This is a genomic window from Stenotrophomonas sp. 86428_Sma (genome assembly GCF_056481585.1).
Window position 1 is genome coordinate 1516536 of sequence record NZ_CM151156.1, and the last position, 20558, is coordinate 1537093.

The following is a 20558-nucleotide window of genomic DNA, read 5'->3' on the forward strand; positions in this document are numbered from 1 at the left end:
GAAGGGCGCCCAAAGCGCGGACCATCACCTTTTTTATCGCACTGCCAGGAAGACGGCAGTGTCTTCGGAGTTCCCCATGTCCCAAGATTCCCAAGCGCCGCTGCAGTTCGCGCAGCTCGGCCTGTCCGAGCCCGTGATGCAGGCGGTCACCGCCATCGGCTACGAAACCCCGTCGCCGATCCAGGCCGCCACCATCCCGGCGATGCTGGAAGGTCGCGACGTGCTGGGCCAGGCCCAGACCGGCACCGGCAAGACCGCAGCGTTCGCGCTGCCGGTACTGTCCAACATCGATCTGCAGCAGATCAAGCCGCAGGCCCTGATCCTGGCGCCGACCCGCGAACTGGCCATCCAGGTTGCCGAGGCGTTCCAGTCCTATTCGTCGAAGATCCCGGGCTTCCGCGTGCTGCCGGTGTACGGCGGCCAGCCGTACGGCCAGCAGCTGTCGGCCCTGCGCCGCGGCGTGCACATCGTGGTCGGTACCCCCGGCCGCGTGATCGACCACCTGGACCGCAGCACCCTGGACCTGTCCGAGCTGAAGACGCTGGTGCTGGACGAAGCCGATGAAATGCTGCGCATGGGCTTCATCGACGACGTCGAAGCCGTGCTGAAGAAGCTGCCGGAGCAGCGCCAGGTGGCCCTGTTCTCGGCCACCATGCCGCCGCAGATCCGCCGCATCGCGCAGACCTACCTGCAGGACCCGGTGGAAGTGACCATCGCGGCCAAGACCACCACCTCGGCCAACATCCGCCAGCGTTACTGGTGGGTGAGCGGCATGCACAAGCTGGACGCGCTGACCCGCATCCTGGAAGTCGAGCCGTTCGACGCGATGATCATCTTCGCGCGCACCAAGGCCGGCACCGAGGAACTGGCCAGCAAGCTGCAGGCCCGTGGCCTGGCCGCTGCCGCCATCAACGGTGACATGCAGCAGGCCCAGCGTGAGCGCACCATCGCCATGCTGAAGGAAGGCAAGCTGGACATCCTGGTCGCCACCGACGTGGCTGCCCGCGGCCTGGACGTGGAGCGCATCAGCCACGTGCTGAACTACGACATCCCGTACGACACCGAAAGCTACGTGCACCGCATCGGCCGTACCGGTCGTGCCGGCCGCAGCGGCGAGGCGATCCTGTTCGCCACCCCGCGCGAGAAGGGCATGCTGCGCCAGATCGAGCGCGCTACCCGCCAGCCGATCGAAGAGATGCAGCTGCCGAGCGTGGAAGCGGTCAACGACACCCGCATCAACAAGTTCACCTCGCGCATCAGCGAAACCCTCGGCGCCGGTGGCCTGGACTTCTACCGCCAGCTGCTGGAGCGTTTCGAGAACGAGCAGAACGTGCCGGCCATTGAAGTGGCTGCCGCGCTGGCCAAGATGCTGCAGGGTGACACCCCGTTCCTGCTGCAGCCGCCGGTGCGTGCCCCGCGTGAAGAGCGCGCACCGCGCGAACGCTTCGACCGTGGTGACCGCCCGGAACGTGGCGATCGCTTCGACCGCAACGAGCGTGGTCCGCGCTTCGAGCGTGGCCCGCGCCGCGACGACGCCGAAGGTGGCTTCGAGCAGCGTCCGCGCCGTGAGGTTCCGCCGCGTGGTGCGCCGGAGCAGGGCATGGAGACCTACCGCATTTCGGTCGGCCACCAGCACGGCGTGAAGCCGGCCAACATCGTTGGCGCCATTGCCAACGAAGCTGGCCTGGAAAGCCGCTTCATCGGCCGCATCGACATCCACGACGACTTCTCGCTGCTGGACCTGCCGGCACAGATGCCGCCGGACGTGCTGTCGCACCTGCAGAAGGTGTGGGTGTCCGGCCAGCAGCTGCAGATGCGTGCGCTGGCCCCGGGTGAAGACACCAACCCGGCCCCGCGTCCGTTCAAGCCGCGCTTCGACAAGCGTGGTCCGGGCGGCCCGGGTGGCCCGCGTCGCGGTGGCCCGGGCGGTCCGGGTGGCCACGGTGGCGACCGCGGCGGTGACCGCGACAGCCGCCCGCCGCGTCGTGACGGCTTCAAGCCGCGCGGCCCGCGCAGCTTCTAAGCCGCACCTGCGGTCCTGAACAACGCCAGCCTCCGGGCTGGCGTTGTCCGTTATGGGCCTGGAAAAGGGGACGGAGGGGATTAAGTCGTTTATGCCCGGCAGTGCGCTTATGCCGAAAACGACTTAATCCCCTCCGTCCCCTTTTCGCATGGCAAACACATTGCCGGTCATAGGCTGGGTCGGTTCCAAGGGAGGTTGTCACCGCAGCACATTCGGGGGGATCCGGGATGGGTAGAAGTGGCACGGACCAGCAGAGCCGGCGGGTGCCGATGACCCGTGGCCTGGGATTGCGCTTTGCGTTGTTGACGGGCATGGCGATCGGGTTGGTCGCGCTGTCCGCGTTGATCCAGGAACTGCAGGCGGCCTCGACGGCCTGGATTGCCGGCCAGGGCTACTGGTCGCGGGGGCAGCAGGATGCGACCGCTGCGCTGAGCCGCTACCTGGCGCGTGGCGATGCACAGGACCTGGATGACGCGCGCCAGGCCCTGCGGATTCCGTTGGGGGATCTGCAGGCCCGGCTGGCGCTGGAACAGGCGGTACCGGACGAGGAGAAGGCCCGGCAGGGTTTCCTGCAGGGCGGCAACGCGCGCGCCGATATTCCGCGCCTGGTGTTCTCGTTCCGCTATGCCCGTGACCTGGGAGCATTCCGCGAAGCCACTGCACTGTGGCGGCAGACCGATGGTGATCTGGAGGCTGTGCAGGCCCTGGTCGCCGAGCTGCAACGGAGGCATGCGGCAGGTGAACTGCCCGTGGCCGACCGCAATCGCTACCTGCAGCAGCTGCGGGATCTCGACCGCCGCCTGCAGGTGCAGGCCCAGGCGTTCTCGCAGGCGCTGCTGAGGATGGCCACCATGGTCCGGATCGCCACGCTGATGGTTGGCGGCCTGTCGGTGCTGGTGATCAGCCTGATGGCAGTGGCGCTGGCGCGTCGTGTCGGCAAGGATCTGACCGAGCACGAGAGCCGCTTCCGCGCGGCGTTCTACCAGGCCAATGTCGGCATGCTGAAGCTCGACACCGATGGCCGCGTGGTCGAGGCCAACCAGGCGATGGCGGATATCCTCGACTACCGGCGTGATGTGCTGCTGCAGATGCTGCTGGGTGATCTGCTGATGGAGGGGGAACTGGTCCTCGATGGTGTCGGCCGCATCGACTGGGACCGGCAGCTGCGGCCGAGCGAGCTGCGTTTCCGCCGGCGCGATGGCAGCCTCGTCTGGGGACGCTGGAGCGGTACCGCGGTTCGCAGCTCGGGCGGAGGATTGTCGGTGTTCGCGATCATCGAGGATGTCAGCCAGAACCATGCACTGGCGCGCGAGATCGAGCATCACGCCAGCCACGATCCGCTGACCGGCCTGATCAACCGCCGCGAGATCGAACGCCTGCTGGAACGCGCGCTGCTGCAGGTCCGGACCGACGGTGGTACGCATGCGCTGTGCTACATCAACCTGGACCACTTCAAGCTGGTCAACGACAGCTTCGGTCATGCCGCCGGCGACCAGATGCTGCGCGGTTTCGCCGACTATCTGGTTGCGGCGGTGCGTGATGGCGATTGGGTCGGCCGCCTGGGGGCCGATGAGTTCGCGGTGTTTCTCGCCCACGCCGGCCAGGATGAAGCCAAGCGGGTACTGCAGCGGGTGATCCGCAACCTGGGCCAGGCCACGTTCCCGATCAGCGAGGGGAGCCCGCAGTTGAGCTGCAGCATCGGCGTGGTCGAGGTCAGTGCCGACGCTCCCGATGTGAACTGGCTGATGAGCGCTGCCGACAGCGCCTGCTATGCCGCCAAGCAGGCCGGTCGCAACCGCGTGCACTGCTTCAACGAGAACCGCATGGCGCTGGAGGAGCGGCGGCAGGAGGCCGAGCGTCTGCAGGGTGTCAGCTTGGCCATGGCGGAGAATCGCATGCTGCTGTACGCGCAGCGCATTGCCCGCGTGGGCGATCCGTCCTACCTGCATTACGAGGTGCTGGTGCGCATGCGTGGTACCGATGGCAGCCTGCATCTGCCCGGCCAGTTCATGCCGGCGGTGGAGCGATACGGCATGGCGGTGGCGCTGGACCGGCACGTGCTCGGGCTGCTGTTCCGCCACCTGCAGGTCTGCCCGGCACACGTGCGCCAACTGGGCCTGTGCAACGTCAACGTTTCGGCGCAGTCGATCGCCGAGCCGGGATTCCTCGCCTTCGTCTGAGACCTGCTCGAGCGCAACCGCGCGCTGGCCTCGAAACTGTGTTTCGAGATCACCGAGACCGCGGCGATCAGCAACCTCAGCCAGGCGCGCGCTTTCATCGATGCGGTCAAAGCGCGTGGTTGCCGGATGGCACTGGATGACTTCGGCTCCGGCCTGTCCTCGTTCGGCTATCTGCGCCAGCTGCCTGCGGACATCCTGAAGATCGACGGCACCTTCGTGCGTGACATGGACACCGACCCGGTCAGCCACGCCACGGTGCGGGCGATCAGCGAGCTCGGGCGGGAACTGCAGATGGAGGTGGTGGCCGAATGGGTGGAAACCGCCGAGGTGGCTGGCGCACTGACCCGGCTCGGTGTGCAGGGCCTGCAGGGCTACGCGATCGAGCGGCCGCAGCCGCTGGAACGGATGACCCTGAGTGACCTGAGGCCGGTCCGCCTGGTGGCGGTGAAGGGGCCTCCGGCCGCTGGCTGAACGGCGCACGGCGACTTTGGTCTACACATGCGCGGCGTGCCCGGCTGCGATAATGCGCGCCAGGGGCGACGCGCAGTGGGCGCGGACGTAAGCAGGAACAGGATGTGGCGTGGGCGTCAGGCAGTGGCGGTACGAAACAGGGGCGCTGCTGGTCGTCCTGCTGATGGGAGTGTTGCTTCCCGGTCTGGTGCACGCGCGCCTGGCCGAGGCGGGCCGGGATTTCCTGCTGGTTGGCGCACCGACGGACGAACCGACACCCCATCGTGGCTGTACGCCCGCGATGCTGGCCGGGCCGCGCGAGCAGGTAGAGGTACCGGCGCCGCCCGGGGGCTGGTCGGGGCAACCCCAGGCGCTGGATGTGTTCAACGTGTTCGCTGGCGAAGTCCGCGTACAGCATGGTGACCGCGAGATCTGCGGCAACATGCACGATGCGCGCACCCGTGATTCGCGCTTCCGTGCCGGCATCGGCCTGGTGGCGGTGCCAGCGGCAGGCAGCCATGAGCCGTTCCTGGTGTCGTGGCAGGCGCCGCTGAAAGCGCGCTGGGTGCCGACCTTGCGGCTGGGGGCGCCCAGTCCGGTCCAGCAGAACGATACCGCCCGCCTGCTGGTGCGCGCGGCCTGCATCGCGGTGGCGATCGCGCTGGCGCTGTCGGCATTGATGGCCTACCTGACCACCCGTGACCGCAGCTTCCTGGTCTACATCGGCGTGACGATCGTGGTGGTGGTGTGGCAGGCGGTTCTTGGCGGCTTGAGCGGTTATCCCGAACCGTGGCTGCCGGTGGGCGAGCGCGGCGCATGGTGGCTGCTGGCGCTGACCGCCGCGACCCAGGCGCTGGTACTGCCCGCTCTGTGGCGCCTCAACGGCGGGGACCGCTTGCTGCCGCGCTCGCGGCCGGCACAGCAGGCTGTGCTGTGGGGCCTGATGGGACTGGCCGCGCTGGTGCCGTGGCTGCGCTGGGACACCCTGGCGCTGGTCGCGCAGAGCCTGCAGCTGACCTTCATCCTCGGTTGCCTGTTGTCACTGGCCGCTGGCATGCGTGCCTGGTTGCGCGGTGACTGCTGGGCGTTGGCGGGCCTGGCGGCGCTGGTGCCACTGCTGGTGATGATCGCAGCCGATGCCAGCAGTGCGGGGTGGCTGCTGGAGTACCGGGTGGAAGCACTGCAGCTGTCGGTGACCTGGCTGCTGATGATGGCCGCCTATGCCATGAACCAGCGGTTGGGCCGGCTGCGCCAGCAGCGCGATGAACTGCGCCAGCTGGCCGAAACCGATGGCCTGACCGGGCTGCCCAACCGCCGGGCCGGCCTGCAGCAGCTGGCCCGTCACCTGGCACAGGTCGACCGTGAGCGTGGCCCGCTGGTGATCGGCTTCCTCGACATCGACCTGTTCAAGGACATCAACGACCGCCATGGCCACGCGGTGGGCGACCAGGTGCTGGTGGCGGTAGCGCGTGCCCTGCGCACGGCAGTCCGCAGCCAGGACGAAGTGGTGCGGATGGGCGGCGAGGAGTTCCTGCTGCTGATGCCGGGCATGCCGCGCGAGGCGGCGTCAGCGCGCCTGGACCGCCTGCGCCAGCGCATCACCGAAGCCGGCCAGGCCCTGCAGGTGCCGGGCCTGGAAGTGACCGCCAGCATCGGACTGGCGCAGTGGCGGCCGGGTGAGGATGACCTGGCCGCGCTGCTGCGGCGGGCCGACCATGCCATGTACGTGGCCAAGCGGGCGGGTCGCAACCGGGTGTTCGACGGCGAAGAGCTCGATCCGCCGGCCCCGGCATGAAGCGCAGCGGGCGGCGATGCCGGATAATGGACCGATGACCACCCGACTCAACAAACATATCGCCGACACCGGCTTCTGCTCCCGCCGCGAGGCCGATCGCCTGATCGCCGCCCGCCGCGTCACCGTCAACGGCCACGCGGCCGGCACCGGTGCGGTGGTGGGCGAGGAAGACCAGGTGCTGGTCGACGGCCAGCCGCTGCGCGCGCGCGTGGCACGCAAGCCCGGCGCCCGCCGCCACGTCTACATCGCGCTGAACAAGCCGGTGGGCGTCACCTGCACCACCGAAACCTCGGTCAAGGGCAACATCGTCGACTTCGTCGGCCACGAACAGCGCATCTTCCCGATCGGGCGCCTGGACAAGGAGTCCGAGGGACTGATCCTGATGACCAGCAACGGCGACATCGTCAACCAGATCCTGCGTGCCGAGAACGGCCACCAGAAGGAGTACCTGGTGGCGGTGAACAAGCCGGTCACCGACGAGTTCCTGCGTGGCATGGCGCGCGGCGTGCGCATCCACGACCAGATGACGCTGCCGTGCAAGACCTCGCGCATCGCCAAGTTCGGATTCCGCATCACCCTGCAGCAGGGACTGAACCGGCAGATCCGCCTGATGGCCGCCGAATTCGGCTATCGCGTGACCCAGCTGCGCCGCGTGCGCATCGACAACATCAAGATCGGTGCGCTGAAGCCGGGCCAGTGGCGCAACCTGACCGAGCAGGAGCTGCAGGGCCTGCTGCCGAAGCAGCTGAACTGGTAACGCGCGGTAGCGCCGGCCGCTGGCCGGCTGCACCAGGCATCGAATGAGCGCGGGATGCCGGCCAGCGGCCGGCACTCCCCGTTGTGCGGATTGCGCACCGGCATCAGCTAGACTCCGCAGTGACCTGCCGGAACGTGACGCTGCATGATCAAGCCCGACAAGCCTGCCAACGAAGCCCTGCGGCTCGAGGCGCTGTACCGCTACCGGATCCTGGATTCGCAGCGTGAGAAATCCTTCGACGACCTGGTCGCGATCGCCAAGGCGGTCTGCGGTACCTCGATGGCGGCGGTGACCCTGATCGACGTCGAACGGCAGTGGTTCAAGTCGATCCAGGGCATCGACGCGGCGGAGAACCTGCGCAGCGAATCGATGTGTGGCCACGCCATCCTGCAGCCGCAGGAAATCATGGTGGTCGAGGACGCGTTGCAGGACATCCGCTTCCACGACAACCCGGTAGTGACCGGCGACCCGCACATCCGCTTCTACGCCGGTGCGCCACTGATCAGTTCCGATGGCCTGCCTCTGGGCACGCTGTGCGTGTTCGATGCACATCCGCAGCACCTGCCCAGCGACAAGGCCGAGGCACTGGCCGCGCTGTCACGGCAGGTGATGCTGGTGATGGAGCTGCGCCGTTTCGCGCTCGACATCCAGAAGCACATGCTGGAGCGCGATGACTACGAGCGCCTGTTGGCGGAGTACCAGGACGTGCTGCTGGCGCAGAATGCCGACCTGGCCGAGCAGAGCCGCACCGATGCGCTGACCGGCCTGCCCAACCGCCGCGCAATGGCGGCGGCACTGGAAGAGGCGGTGGTGGAGATCGATGGGCAACCGGGCGTCGCCTGCGTTGCGTTGCTCGACATCGATCATTTCAAGCACATCAATGATTTCCAGGGCCACGCTACAGGCGACCGGGTGCTGGCCGAGCTGGGCGTGCTGCTGCGCTCGCACTTCGCCGGCCGCGGCATGGCTGCGCGCTACGGCGGCGAGGAGTTCGTGGCGGTAATGCCGGGCACCGACCTGCACACGGCCGAACTGCAATGCGAGTTCCTGCGCCTGGCCGTGGCTGACCTGCCGCTTGGATTCCCGGTCACGGTCAGCATCGGTGTTGCCCAGCACCAGCCAGGTGAAAGCGTGGATGACATGCTGGCGCGCGCCGACAAGGCGCTGTACCGGGCCAAGGGCAATGGTCGCAACCGGGTGGAACGGGCGGGCTGAAGCTCCAGGTAGATCCACGCCACGCGTGGATGAAAAATCCATTCGAACGCCGTGCGCGTCGCATTCCCTGCGATCCACGTGCTGCACCATGCCGTTCCTGTTCCCACGGACACAACCATGCTGCAGACCCTGGCCATCGCCCACTATCGCTCGCTGCACGGGCTGATACTGCCGCTGCAGCAGTTGAATGTGGTGACCGGCGACAATGGCAGTGGCAAGTCCAGCCTGTACCGCGCGCTGCGCCTGCTGGCAGAGACCGCGCAGGGCGGCGTCGCGGCGGTTCTGGCCCGCGAAGGTGGGCTCGGTTCGGCGCTGTGGGCGGGGCCGGAAAAAATGGACCGTCGGGTTGCTGCCGGCGAAATCCCCTTGCAGGGCGGCCCACGTCAGGAATCGGTGGGATTGAAACTGGGCTTCACCACCGACGAGTTCGGCTATGCCATTGACCTGGGCTACCCACCGCCCAGCCGTTCGGCCTTCGCACTGGACCCGCAGATCAAGGCCGAGGCGATCTGGGCCGGGCCGTTCCTGCGCAGCGCCAACCTGCTGGTCGACCGACGTGGGGCAATGGTGCGGCAACGCCATGCGCGCGGTTGGGATCTGGTCGATGACCGGTTGTCGCTGTTCGACAGTCTGTTCACCCAGGTTGGCGATCCGCAGCGCATGCCGGAAACCATCGCCCTGCGCGAGTACATCCGTCGCTGGCGCTTCTACGACCATTTCCGCAGCGACGCCGATGCCCCGGCACGGCAACCGGCGATGGCCACGCGCACGCCGGTGCTGCATCACGACGGTCGCGATCTGGCGGCGGCCTGGGTGACCATCCTCGAGATCGGTGATCCGGGCGCACTGGCGCGCAGCGTGGAGGATGCGTTCCCGGGCGCCACGGTGGGGTTCGAGGAACTGGACGGTCGACTCGCCCTGCGCTTCCACCAGCCGGGGCTGCTGCGGCCGTTGTCGATGGCCGAGCTGTCCGACGGCACGCTGCGCTTCCTGCTGCTGGCCGCGGCACTGCACACGCCGCGGCCACCGCCGCTGCTGGTGCTGAACGAGCCGGAGACCAGCCTGCATCCGGACCTGCTGCCGGCGCTGGCGCGGCTGATCATCGCCGCCAGTGCGCGCAGCCAGGTGTGGGTGGTGTCACACGCCAGCCGGCTGATCGCGGCGTTGGAGCAGGCGCCGGGCTGCCACTCGCTGCATCTGCACAAGGAACAGGGCCGCACGCTGCTGAGCGGGCAGGGCCTGCTGGATGCGCCGGCCTGGCATTGGCCGCAGCGTTGAGACATCGATCCGGATCCGGCAGATCCACGCCATGCGCGGATGCACTCAATCGGCGATGTTGCGTGCCTCGGCCGTGCCAAGGATTTCCGGGTGCTGCACCGGCTTGCGGCGGTTCAGCAGCGGATGCAGGAACACCGCGCCGACAATGATCGCCACGCCCAGGTAGAACCACGGCGTGACCTCGTGCTGCTCGCGCAGCAGCACCACCGCCAGCACCACCGCATAGACCGGTTCCAGGTTGGTCACCAACTGCACCGTATAGGCGCTCAGGTGGCGCAGCGCGACCAGGGCCAGGGCGAACGGCAGCAGCGTGCAGAACCCGGCCAGCACCAGCAGCAGGATGCCGTCGTGCAGATTCGGGACCACCCACAGCGGGCTGGCCAGTGCTGGCAGCAGGTAGGGCATCAGCGGTGCCAGCAGGGTCAGGGTGAGGGTGCCGGCACCCAGCTCCAGTGCGGTGACTGTGAGCGGATCGGCGTGGCTGACCATGCGCTTGTTGAGCGAGCCGAACACCGCCACCAGCAGCGCCGATATCGCGCCGATCAAGACACCCAGGCGCATGCCATCGGGCACGCCACCGACCACCAGCGCAACACCCGGCAGCACCGCCAGGCCGAACGCCAGTTCACGTAGCTGGAACGGCCGCTTGGCGACCCAGGGTTCGATGATCGAGGTGAACACCGGGGCCAGTGCAATGCAGGTGGCGGCCACCGAGGCATTGGCCAGTTTCACCGCGCCGTAGAAGGTCAGCCAGTGCAGGGCGACCAGCGCACCGATGCCGGCGTAACCGGCCACCAGCCGCAGGGGCAGGGTGCGCAGCCCGCGCCAGACCCGCGGCAGCAGGGCCAGCATCGCCGTCACCAGCAGCATGCGCCACCACACCAGCGGCAATGCGGGCAGGGTGATCAGCTTGCCGAGGATGGCGGTGACGCCCCACAGCAGGACACAGAAGTGGATCTGCCACAGCGCTTTGCGGGTGTCGGGTGTGCTCATCCGCCTATTGTGAGGCAAGGCGAACGTCGCAGCGCTACCCGCGTGCGGGATCGCTGCCCTGGTCAATCCGCCGCTGCAGGGCCATCGCCGCCGCCGGGTTGCGTGCCTTGCCCGCGCCGATGCACAGCAGGTAGACCTCGCGCGGGGTTTCCGGAGCTGGCGCGGCCAGGCAGGGCAGGTCATCCACCGGTTCGCCGCGTGACCAGCGGCGTGCGCGTTCGGCCCAGCGCTGTTGCACGGGCGCCGGCAGGCCCTCGTTCAAGCGGGCCTGGCTGCGCTTGATCCTGGCGTAGACGAAGCCGGCACTGACATCGCCGTGTAGTGGCGCCTCGTCGCTGTCCTCGATCACCAGCGCCACGCCGTGTCGACGGGCGGCAGCAACCAGTGCCGGGCCATGTGCCTCGGCGTTGCGGACCTCCAGCGCATGCTGCAGCGTCACCCCTTCCAGTTGCTTCGGCAGCTGCGCCATCAGGGCACCCAATGCATCGGCATCGGCCGGATGGCGCGGATCGAACTGCCACAGCAACGGGCCGAGCCGGTCACCGAGTGCAATCGCCGCCTGCAGGAAGGGCGCGGCCGCTTCCACCGTGCTGGAGAGGTCGCGGCGCTGCACCAGGTAGCGTGGTGCCTTCATCGAAAACCGGAAACCGTCGGGTGTCTGTGCGGCCCACTGCGCGCACTGCGCCGCTGTTGGCGTGCGGTAGAAGGTGCCGTTGATTTCGATGCAACGCAGGGCACGGCTGGCATGGGCCAGTTCTTCACGCTGCGGCAGGCCAACCGGGTAGAAAACGCCGCCGCGCCATTCGGGAAACACCCAGCCACCAATGCCGCAGCGGATCTCCGCCTGCCGGGCGGTCGCGGTCACTGGCCGTGGTCCGCGCGCCACGGGTCGTAGCTGCCGAACCACCACAGATAGCCTTCCGGGTCGGCGCAGGCGTAGCCGCGTCCGCCATAGTCCTGGTCGGCGATGTCGATGACAATGCGGGCACCGGCGGCCTTGGCCCGTGCATAGTGCGCATCGGCATCGGTGACGATCACGCAGGCGTTCTGGGTCTGGCGGCCGCCGACCTCATCAGGCATCGCCGCATGCTGGCTCCACTCGCTTTCCTTGTCGGCCGAGCCGAGCATGATCATGCCGGTGCCGAAGGTCAGCTGTGCATGGAAGACCGTATCGCCATCGGCGTAGACGGCCTGGGCATGGAAGCCGAAGGCGCGCTGCAGCCAGTCGATGGCGGCCTGCGCGTCGCGATAGCGCAGGCATGGAATGATGGTGGAGCCGTTGCTCGGTTGGCCGTTCCCGCCCATGACACCCCTCCTATGGCACAGGGCAGGGTGCGCCGTAGACCGTTACCATCGCGCGAAACCCCGGTGACGGCCTGCACATGGCCGCCACCCCTGTTCGGAGATCGTGCTGGATGAAACCCTGGATTGGAGGAGCCGTGCTGCTGGCGTGCACGACCATGGCGAGTGCTGCCACCCCGGCGCAGCTGCAGGACCTGGATGCGACCGTCGAGCGCGTGCGCGCGCAGTTCGACGTGCCCGGCATTGCTGTGGCAGTGGTCAAGGATGGCGAGGTGGTGCTGGAACGCGGCTGGGGCGTGCGCGAGCAGGGCAAGCCGGAACCGGTGCAGGCCGATACGCTGTTCGCCATTGCTTCCAACACCAAGGCGTTCACCGCCACCTCACTGAACCTGCTGGCCGAGGACGGCAAACTGAAGATGGACGACAAGGTGATCGACCACCTGCCGTCGTTCCGCATGTCCGACCCGTTCGTGACCGGGCAGATGACGATCCGCGACCTGCTGTCGCATCGCAGCGGGCTGAGCCTGGGCGCAGGTGACCTGCTGTTCTGGCCGACCACCTCCTACAGCAATGCCGAAGTGGTGGAGCGGCTGGGCAAGGTGCCGCTGAAGGGCGGTTTCCGCGAGAGCTATGCGTACGACAACATCCTGTATGCGGTTGCCCAGCAGGTGATCGAGCATGTCTCCGGCATGAGCTACCAGCAGTTCCTGCAGACCCGCATCTTCGACAAGGTGGGCATGGCCGGTACACGCTACAACGCCGATCACCTGAAGCCGGGCGACAAGGCCGCGGTCGGCCACGCCAAGTACGATTTCAAGGACCTGCGTACCGTTGCACCGCTGACCTGGTCGAACAATGCCGGCGCCGGTGGCATCTATTCCAGTGCGCACGACATGGCGCGCTGGATGCAGGTGCAGCTGGCCGAAGGCAAGCTGGCCGATGGCACCGCGCTGTTCAGCGACAAGAGCCAGCAGCAGATGTGGCGGATGATCACGCCGCAGTCGATTCCGGCGCCGAGCGTGCCGGAGCTGGCGCCGGCGCGGGCCAACTTTGCCGGCTACGGCGAAGGCTGGAGCCTGAGCGACTACCGCGGCCAGAAACTGGTCTGGCATACCGGTGGCTGGCCGGGCATGGTCTCGCGTTTGACCCTGGTGCCAGGCGAGAAGCTGGGCGTGGTGGTGCTGACCAACCAGGAAGTAGGCGCGGCGTTCAACGCGATCACCCTGAGCGTGCTTGATGCTTACCTGGGCGGTGAGAAGCACGACTGGGTGGACGCCTATGCCAAGGCCGTGGCCAAGGGCCAGGACAAGGCCGACGAGGCCTGGGCCAAGCACCAGAGCGCGCGCGACAAGGGCAGCAAGCCAGCGCTGGCACTGGCCGGCTACACCGGCACGTTCCGCGACCGCTGGTATGGCGACATGCAGGTCAGTGCCGAGGGCAAGGGCCTGCGCCTGCGCTTCATGAAGACCGCGCAGCTGAGCGGGCGCCTGGAGCATTGGCAGCATGACACCTTCATCGCGCGCTGGGACGACCGTTCGCTCAACGCCGACGCGTTCGTGAACTTCAGCCTGGATCCGGACGGCAAGGTGCGCGAGGTGCGCATGCAGTCGATCTCCGACCTGACCGATTTCAGCTTCGATTTCCAGGACCTGCTGTTCACCCCGGTGAAATGACGTCGCCGGGCGTGGCCCGGCGCTGCCGTTTGACGAATCCCATCGGTAGTGCCGGCCGCTGGCCGGCAACCTGATGATCCCCGGAAGCGTCGCGAGGGGGCCGGCCAGCGGCCGGCACTACCGGAACCGCGGTGATCATCGGCTGGCGTACACACGCGGCGTGGGATACTCCGCCGGCTATTGATGGCGAGGGAATGCGATGTTCCGTTGGTTTGAATCCCTGATTCCGGTGTTCCCTCCCGTGGACGGGCGCATGCCGCCGCGCAAGGTGCTGCCGTTCTACCTGCACTACCTGCGCCCGGTGTGGCCGGTGCTGCTGGCCACCCTGATCGCCGGCCTGCTGCTGGCGCTGGTGGAAGTGGCGATGTTCGATTACCTGGGCCGCATCGTCGACATGGTCGCCGAGCAGCCGGGGGCCGATTTCTTCAAGCGCCATGCCAATGAGCTGGGCTGGATGCTGTTCATCACGGTCATCGCGCGGCCAATCCTGGTCGGCCTGCACAACCTGCTGGTCAACCAGGCCATCGTGCCTGGCCTGAGCAACCGCTCGCGCTGGCTGATGCACAACTACGTGGTGCGGCAGAGCCTGAACTTCTTCCAGAACGACTTCGCCGGCAGCGTGGCCAACCGGGTGATGCAGACCGGTACCTCGCTGCGCGAATCGGCAGTGCAGATGGTCGACTCGCTGTGGTACATCGTGGTCTACACCGGCACCGCGCTGTACCTGTTCGCGCAGGCCGACTGGCGGCTGATGGTGCCGCTGATCCTGTGGCTGCTGGCCTATGCAGTGATCCTGGCCTACTTCGTTCCGCGCGCGAAGGAACGCGCATGGATCGCCTCCGAAGCGCGTTCCAAGGCGATGGGCCGCATCGTTGATGGCTACACCAACATTCCCACGTTGAAGCTGTTCGCCCATGGCGGACGCGAGCAGGCCTATGTGGCCGAGTCGATCCAGGAACTGGCGGTCAAGCACCGTGCGCAGACCCGCATCACCACCGGCATGGACCTGACCATCGCCATCGTCAACGGTTTCCTGATTGCCGGTACCTGTGGGCTCGCGCTGTGGCTGTGGAACGGTGGCCACATCACTGTTGGCGCGATCACGCTGGCGACCGGCCTGGTGATCCGCATCCACAACATGTCCGGCTGGATCATGTGGACCATCAACGGCATCTTCGAGGACATCGGTACGGTGCAGGATGGCATCACCACCATTGCCCAGCCGCTGACCGTGCAGGACCGCGAGGATGCGGTGCCGTTGCAGGTGACCCGTGGTGGCGTGCACTTCCAGGACATCCACTTCCACTACGGCAAGAAGGGCGGTGTGATTGCCGGACTGGACCTGGTGGTGAAGCCGGGCGAGAAGATCGGCCTGGTCGGTCCTTCCGGTGCCGGCAAGTCGACCCTGGTCAACGTGCTGCTGCGCCTGTACGACCTGGAAAGCGGCCGCATCCTGATCGACGATCAGGACATCGCCCATGTCACCCAGGAGAGCCTGCGCCAGCAGATCGGCGTGGTCACCCAGGACACCTCGCTGCTGCATCGCTCGATCCGCGACAACCTGCTGTATGGCCGCCCCGATGCCACTGACGAGCAGCTGCATGCCGCCGTGGCCAAGGCGCGCGCCGCAGCCTTCATCGATACGCTGGTGGACGGGCAGGGCCGGCGTGGCTATGACGCGCACGTGGGCGAGCGCGGCGTGAAGCTGTCCGGTGGTCAGCGCCAGCGCATCGCCATCGCCCGCGTGCTGCTGAAGGACGCACCGATCCTGGTGCTGGATGAGGCGACTTCGGCACTGGACTCGGAAGTGGAAGCGGCGATCCAGGACAGCCTGGACCAGCTGATGGGCGGCAAGACGGTGATCGCGATCGCGCACCGGCTGTCGACCATCGCACGCATGGACCGGCTGGTGGTGATGGACCAGGGCCGCATTGTCGAGACCGGCACCCATGCCGAGCTCATCGCGGCCGGTGGCCTGTACGCGCGCTTGTGGGCGCGGCAGACCGGTGGTTTTGTGGCTGCAGACCAGTAGATCCACGCCATGCGTGGATGCATCCCTTGGGGTCGGAGACCCGCATGATTCGTTCTCTACGCCCCCTGCTGCTGGCGCTGGCACTGGCACTGGTCGCCACTGCCGCAGCCGCTGCATCGCCATCAGTGGAAGGCGAAGCCCTCGAGCAGGTCATCCTTCTCAGCCGCCACAACCTGCGCGCACCGGTGGTGGCATCGGGCGCGTTGGCCAATGCGACTCCGGAGCGCTGGCCGAGCTGGGACGTAGGCGCCGGCGAGCTGACCAACAAGGGCGGCGTGCTGGAGATCTACATGGGCCGTTACATCGGCCAGTGGCTGCGGCAGGCAAAGTTGCTGCCGGCAACGGGCTGCCCGCAGCCGAGCGACTTCCACGCGCACGCCAACAGCCTGCAGCGCACCCAGGCCACCGCGCAGTTTTTCGTTGCCGGTGCGTTCCCGGGCTGCCACGTGACGGTGGAACAGCGCATGCCGCTGGGCACGATGGATCCGTTGTTCAATCCGGTGATCCACAACGGTGATGCGGCCTTCCGCGAACGCGCGTTGTCGGCGATGCAACAGGCGCAGGCCGCATCGGATCTGGCACCGGCGTTGGCGGCGGTGGAGGCGATCACCCGCTACCCGCAGTCGGCTGCGTGCGCAGGCCGCAGCGAATGCCACCTGACGCCGGCCGATTCCATTTTCAGCGCAGAGCCGGGCAAAGAACCGCGTACTTCCGGTTCGCTGGCCCTGGCAAGCGGGTTGGTCGATGCCTTGTTGATGGAGCACTACCAGGGAAGTGGCATCCCCCGCGAAGGCTGGGGCCGATTGAACACGGAGGCCAAATGGCAGGCGCTGGCGCAGATCCGCAACCGCTACCAGGACATCCTGTTCGGAACACCCGAGGTGGCGCGGGACGTGGCCGAGCCGCTTTTGGCAAGAATAAACGGGCTGTTCGAAGATCCGGCGTCACCGAAGGTGAGCCTGCTGGTCGGCCACGATTCCAACATCGGTTCCGTGCTGGCGGCGCTGGGAATCACGGACTACACGTTGCGGGGCCAGTATGAGAAGACACCGATCGGCGGCCTGCTGCAGTTCGAGCGCTGGCGCGACCGCCAAAGCGGTGGCGAGCGCTTCCGCCTGGCCTACGTCTACCCGACCACCGCGCAACTGCGAGATGCGCTGCCGTTGAGCGATGTACAGCCACCCGTTCGGGTGGAGCTCGCGCTTCCCGGGTGTGGGCAGAATGGATGCAGTGACGTGCAGTTCGAGCGCGTGCTGCATCGCGCGGTGAATTGAATGCCATCCACGCATGGCGTGGATCTACTGGCAGGCGGGTAGTAGATCCACGCCATGCGTGGATGGGTCCATCCCGGGACGCCGAACAGAAAACGGCCCGGGTTTCCCCGGGCCGTTCTGCTTCCGCTCACACCGGCGCGATCACTCGATCGGCTGGTCCAGCATCAGCTGGCGTGCGAAACGCACCGGCGGGGCGCCGTAGGACAGCATCTGGTCGTGGTAGGCCTTGAGGTTGAACTTGTCACCCAGCTTGTCCTGCATCGCCTTGCGGGTGTCGAAGTGTTCCTGCGCACCGACGAAGTAGGTCGGCAGCTGTGCCGAGGTCAGCTGCGCGCGCACCCACTTGCCCGAGGCTTCGCTTTCCTGCTGGAAGGCATCGTGGGTCATCAGGTGCATCGCCTTCTCGCGATCCCAGTTGTCCACGTGAACGCCCTGGTCGAGGATCGCGTTGGAGATCGTGCGCAGGTAGAACTTCAGCTGCACCAGGTGGAACAGCGGGTCGTTGTTGAGGTAACCCTGCTCCTGCATCATGCGCTCGGTGTAGACCGCCCAGCCTTCGGCGAACAGGCCCGAACGCAGCACCGCACGCAGGGTGGAGGGGAACTTGGCCGAATGCCAGCCTTCCAGGTAGTGGCCCGGGGTGCCTTCGTGGATGCTCAGCAGGTGGATCATGCGCGAGTTGTACTCACGCAGGAACGAGTCGACCTGCTTGTCGTTCCAGTCGTCCGGAATCGGCGAGACGGCGTAGAAGGTCTTCAGGTTCTTGTCCAGCGGGCCCGGCGAATCGCAGTAGGCCACGGCCACGCCGCGCTGGAATTCCGGCATCAGGATGATGTCCACCGGCGCGTCGGGCAGGGTCATCAGGTCGTGCTCGCGCACGAACGCGGTGGACTGCTCCAGTGCGGCCTTGGCATCGTCGACCACCTTGTCGCGCGCCGGCTTGTCGGCGTAGGCCAGCTCCAGCGCGGCCTCGATCGCCTTCTGCTGCTGCTCGTCGGTCGGCTGTGCCGGCATCTCCGGTGCGCCCGGCTTGTCCTTCAGCACGGTCTGCGCGATGCCGTACATGTCTTCGCGCACGCGCTTGAGTTCGGCGCGTGCTCGCTCGCCGATCTCCTGGCGCGACAGCGACGAGTTCAGCGCGAACTTCAGCTTCTGGTCGTACTTTTCCGCACCGATGCGGAAGTCGCCCTTGGCGTTCGGCACCAGGGTCTTGTCCAGCCAGGTCTGCTGTTCGTCCACCGCCTTCTTCAGGCCATCGATGGCGGCCTGCAGGCGCTGCTGGTCGGCCTGCGGCAGTTCGCCGATGTGCGGGGTGATGAAGGTATCGACGATGCTGAGGATGCCCTTGTTCTGCTTGGCCACCGTCTCGGCATGGATCTTCGGCACGCGGGCCGGATCCAGGTTCTCGCGGGCCTGGGCGAAGATCGCCGGCAGCTTCTCCATGCGCGCGGTGGCCGACTTCAGGCGCTCGGGCAGCGGTGCGAACTCACGGGCCATCAGGCCGTAGATCGCGCTGCCGGCCACGCCGTTGTACAGCTGCGGGTCCCACTTGCCGGACTGCATGACCTCGGCATTCCAGATCTCGGACTGCAGCTGGTTGCGCAGGATCGCCGCGTCCACCTGGTTTTCGCGGCCGAGCTTGGCCACCTCGATCTTGTCCAGCTCGCCCAGCAGCGCCTTGTAGGCGGCCAGGGTCTTCTGCTGGCCGGCGGCACTGAGGTCATCCAGTTCGCTGTCGTAGCGGTGGTCACCGATCTGGGTGGCGCTGACCGGCGACAGCTGCATCCAGGTGTCCAGGGCGCGCTTGGAAAGATCGGCGAAGGCGGCATCGACCGCCGCGTCGCCGGCCTGCTGGCTGGCGGCCGGGGTGGAAGCGTTGGTCGGGGCGTCGGCCGGCTGGCAACCGGCCAGGGCGGCGACCAGGGCGAGGGCAAGAAGATGCGGGCGCATCGGCGTTCCTGTACTGGGGTCAATTCCCGAGCATAGGCCTCCGGGGCTGCTTTGTCCCCGTGCCATAGGATTACCATGGGCACTGACAAGGACCCTCCAGCGGAGCGCAGGACATGGAATACCAGGGAAGCTGCCATTGCGGCAGGATCGCATTCACCGTACAGGCCGAGGCGCCGATCAGCGACGTCATCGACTGCAACTGCTCGATGTGCCGTCGCCGCGGCAGCCTGCTGTGGTTTGCCCCGCGCGAGGCGTTCCAGCTGAGCACCAATCCCGCGGATGTGGCCACCTACCACTTCAACAAAGCCCACATCGATCATCACCACTGCCGCGAGTGCGGCGTCGCTCCCTACAGCGAAGCGGTGGACCCGCGCACCGGTACGCCGATGGTGGCGGTGAACGTGCGCTGCGTACCGCAGGTGGACCTGGCCACGCTGGCGGTGATGTCCTACGACGGAGCGGCACTGTGACGCCGCTGCGCGCGTGGACGCGTGTGGTGGCAATGCCGGTGCTGCTGCTGGCGCTGGCGGCCTGTGCCAAGAACGGCGAGAGGGCGCAGGAGGCGGGTGCGGCCGCTGCCGATGCTGCTGTCGCTTCGCCGGAAGGTGCGTTCCTGGCCTACGAGCATGACGTGCAGATCCAGCTGGAAGCGGCGCAGATCGCTGTGCGCATCCAGCAGGTGGCGCAGGCCTGCCAGAGCGCGAAGTTCGGTGACTGCGCGGTGCTGCAGGTCGATCAACGCAGTGGCGAGCAACCCAGCGGTGAGGTCAAGGTACGCATCGCGCCGAAGGGCACCGAGCCACTGATCGCGATGGCCGGTGAGGGGGGCACGCTGCAGTCGCGTAACACGCGCGCCGAAGATCTCGCGCAGCAGGTCGCCGACACCGCACTGACCAAGGCGCGGTTGGAGAAGGAACATGCGCGGCTGCTGTCCTACCAGGACCGCAAGGACCTGAAGATCGAAGACCTGATGGCGATCACCACGCGCCTGTCGGAGATCGAAGCGGGCGTCGAGCAGGCCAACAAGGATTCTGCGCAGCAGCGCCGGCGCATCGATACCCAGCTGGTGACGATGCACTTCGACACCACCTCGGGCCAGCGCAGCCGCAGCGAGATCGGCGAAGCGCTGAGTGAATCGGGCAGCATCCTCAGCACCAGCGTGGCGTTCCTGATCCGCGCTGCCGCCGCGTTGTTGCCGGTAGCGGTGCTGGCGTTGATCGCGGCCTGGGGTGTGCGGGCGTGGTGGCGTCGCCGCCGCCGCAGGCTGCCGCCCAGCCTCTGAGGTGAAGGTTGATGCCGGCAACCCGCCGGCATCAGCCCTCGTCGGTCTCGTACTCGACGAACACGTCCAGCTCCAGTGCCAGTTCCTGCACGGCATCGCGCACCTTCTGCGCGGTGCTTTCGTTGCCGACTTCCACCTCCAGTTCGTGGATGCCCGGGCCGATGTCATCGGACAGCCCGGCCGAACTGGAATCGTCGTCGTCCATGTGCGGCATCAGGTCGTCGGTTTCCTCGACATGTTCGATGCCGTCCAGGCCGAGCAGCAGGTCGCTGATGGCACGGGCGTCGTCTTCGGTTCCGGTGATGCGCAGTCGCAGCATGGCCATGGCGTCGATACGGTGTGGGGTTGCCTGCA

At 67.2% G+C, this 20558-nt stretch carries 15 protein-coding genes and 1 pseudogene; 11 read left to right on the forward strand and 5 right to left on the reverse strand.

Going from position 1 to position 20558, the window contains the following annotated elements:
• The first annotated feature begins 76 nt into the window (after positions 1-76).
• The 6 genes and pseudogenes from ACZK3J_RS06915 to ACZK3J_RS06940 all read left to right on the forward strand — a co-directional run bounded on the left by ACZK3J_RS06915 (position 77) and on the right by ACZK3J_RS06940 (position 9698).
• Complete coding sequence (locus ACZK3J_RS06915) at positions 77-2023, forward strand: DEAD/DEAH box helicase (RefSeq protein ID WP_032128355.1); 1947 nt, start codon at positions 77-79, stop codon at positions 2021-2023.
• A gap of 227 nt (positions 2024-2250) precedes the next feature.
• A pseudogene (locus ACZK3J_RS06920) lies at positions 2251-4674 on the forward strand (putative bifunctional diguanylate cyclase/phosphodiesterase).
• A 109-nt stretch (positions 4675-4783) separates the two neighbouring features.
• The gene (locus ACZK3J_RS06925) at positions 4784-6448 is read left to right on the forward strand and encodes a sensor domain-containing diguanylate cyclase (protein ID WP_478476655.1); all 1665 of its coding nucleotides are present in this window, start codon (positions 4784-4786) and stop codon (positions 6446-6448) included.
• 34 nt (positions 6449-6482) lie between these two features.
• A complete protein-coding gene (locus ACZK3J_RS06930) occupies positions 6483-7205 on the forward strand; it encodes a pseudouridine synthase (protein ID WP_478476657.1) in 723 nt (240 codons plus the stop codon).
• A 144-nt stretch (positions 7206-7349) separates the two neighbouring features.
• Positions 7350-8420: a sensor domain-containing diguanylate cyclase gene (locus ACZK3J_RS06935; protein ID WP_049424582.1), complete on the forward strand. Its 1071-nt coding sequence runs from the start codon at positions 7350-7352 to the stop codon at positions 8418-8420.
• Between the two features lie 117 nt (positions 8421-8537).
• Positions 8538-9698: an AAA family ATPase gene (locus ACZK3J_RS06940; protein ID WP_134951490.1), complete on the forward strand. Its 1161-nt coding sequence runs from the start codon at positions 8538-8540 to the stop codon at positions 9696-9698.
• A gap of 45 nt (positions 9699-9743) precedes the next feature.
• Here the strand turns inward: ACZK3J_RS06940 and ACZK3J_RS06945 are convergent, their stop codons facing one another.
• Genes ACZK3J_RS06945 through ACZK3J_RS06955 form a run of 3 tightly spaced genes read right to left on the reverse strand, consistent with a single transcriptional unit; the run spans position 9744 to position 11996 of the window.
• On the reverse strand, positions 9744-10691 hold the full coding sequence (locus ACZK3J_RS06945) for a DMT family transporter (RefSeq protein WP_012479593.1): 948 nt from the start codon (positions 10689-10691) through the stop codon (positions 9744-9746).
• 34 nt (positions 10692-10725) lie between these two features.
• Positions 10726-11556 (reverse strand): DUF72 domain-containing protein, encoded by an 831-nt coding sequence (locus tag ACZK3J_RS06950; protein WP_478476658.1) that lies wholly within the window; start codon positions 11554-11556, stop codon positions 10726-10728.
• On the reverse strand, positions 11553-11996 hold the full coding sequence (locus ACZK3J_RS06955) for a VOC family protein (RefSeq protein ID WP_049461764.1): 444 nt from the start codon (positions 11994-11996) through the stop codon (positions 11553-11555). The genes ACZK3J_RS06950 and ACZK3J_RS06955 overlap by 4 nt, the downstream gene beginning before the upstream one ends.
• A gap of 110 nt (positions 11997-12106) precedes the next feature.
• Here ACZK3J_RS06955 and ACZK3J_RS06960 point away from each other — a divergent pair, with 110 nt between their 5' ends.
• The 3 genes from ACZK3J_RS06960 to agp all read left to right on the forward strand — a co-directional run bounded on the left by ACZK3J_RS06960 (position 12107) and on the right by agp (position 16972).
• Entirely contained in the window at positions 12107-13666 is a 1560-nt protein-coding gene (locus ACZK3J_RS06960; RefSeq protein ID WP_478476660.1) for a serine hydrolase, read from the forward strand.
• A 199-nt stretch (positions 13667-13865) separates the two neighbouring features.
• Positions 13866-15698 carry a multidrug efflux ABC transporter SmrA gene (gene smrA / locus ACZK3J_RS06965; RefSeq protein ID WP_180844846.1) on the forward strand — a complete coding sequence of 611 codons (1833 nt, stop codon included), beginning with the start codon at positions 13866-13868 and terminating at the stop codon, positions 15696-15698.
• Positions 15699-15742: 44 nt separating this feature from the next.
• Entirely contained in the window at positions 15743-16972 is a 1230-nt protein-coding gene (agp, locus tag ACZK3J_RS06970; RefSeq protein ID WP_478476662.1) for a bifunctional glucose-1-phosphatase/inositol phosphatase, read from the forward strand.
• Positions 16973-17113: 141 nt separating this feature from the next.
• Here the strand turns inward: agp and ACZK3J_RS06975 are convergent, their stop codons facing one another.
• Entirely contained in the window at positions 17114-18922 is a 1809-nt protein-coding gene (locus ACZK3J_RS06975) for a DUF885 domain-containing protein (protein ID WP_049461768.1), read from the reverse strand.
• Between the two features lie 113 nt (positions 18923-19035).
• On the opposite strand from ACZK3J_RS06975, the gene ACZK3J_RS06980 reads away from it, so the two are divergent.
• Together ACZK3J_RS06980 and ACZK3J_RS06985 are read left to right on the forward strand one after the other, a co-directional pair.
• Positions 19036-19392: a GFA family protein gene (locus ACZK3J_RS06980; protein WP_046983156.1), complete on the forward strand. Its 357-nt coding sequence runs from the start codon at positions 19036-19038 to the stop codon at positions 19390-19392.
• 32 nt (positions 19393-19424) lie between these two features.
• Entirely contained in the window at positions 19425-20204 is a 780-nt protein-coding gene (locus ACZK3J_RS06985; RefSeq protein WP_177179510.1) for a DUF4349 domain-containing protein, read from the forward strand.
• A 31-nt stretch (positions 20205-20235) separates the two neighbouring features.
• Here the strand turns inward: ACZK3J_RS06985 and ACZK3J_RS06990 are convergent, their stop codons facing one another.
• Entirely contained in the window at positions 20236-20529 is a 294-nt protein-coding gene (locus tag ACZK3J_RS06990; protein ID WP_005415831.1) for a hypothetical protein, read from the reverse strand.
• Between the last annotated feature and the right edge of the window lie 29 nt (positions 20530-20558).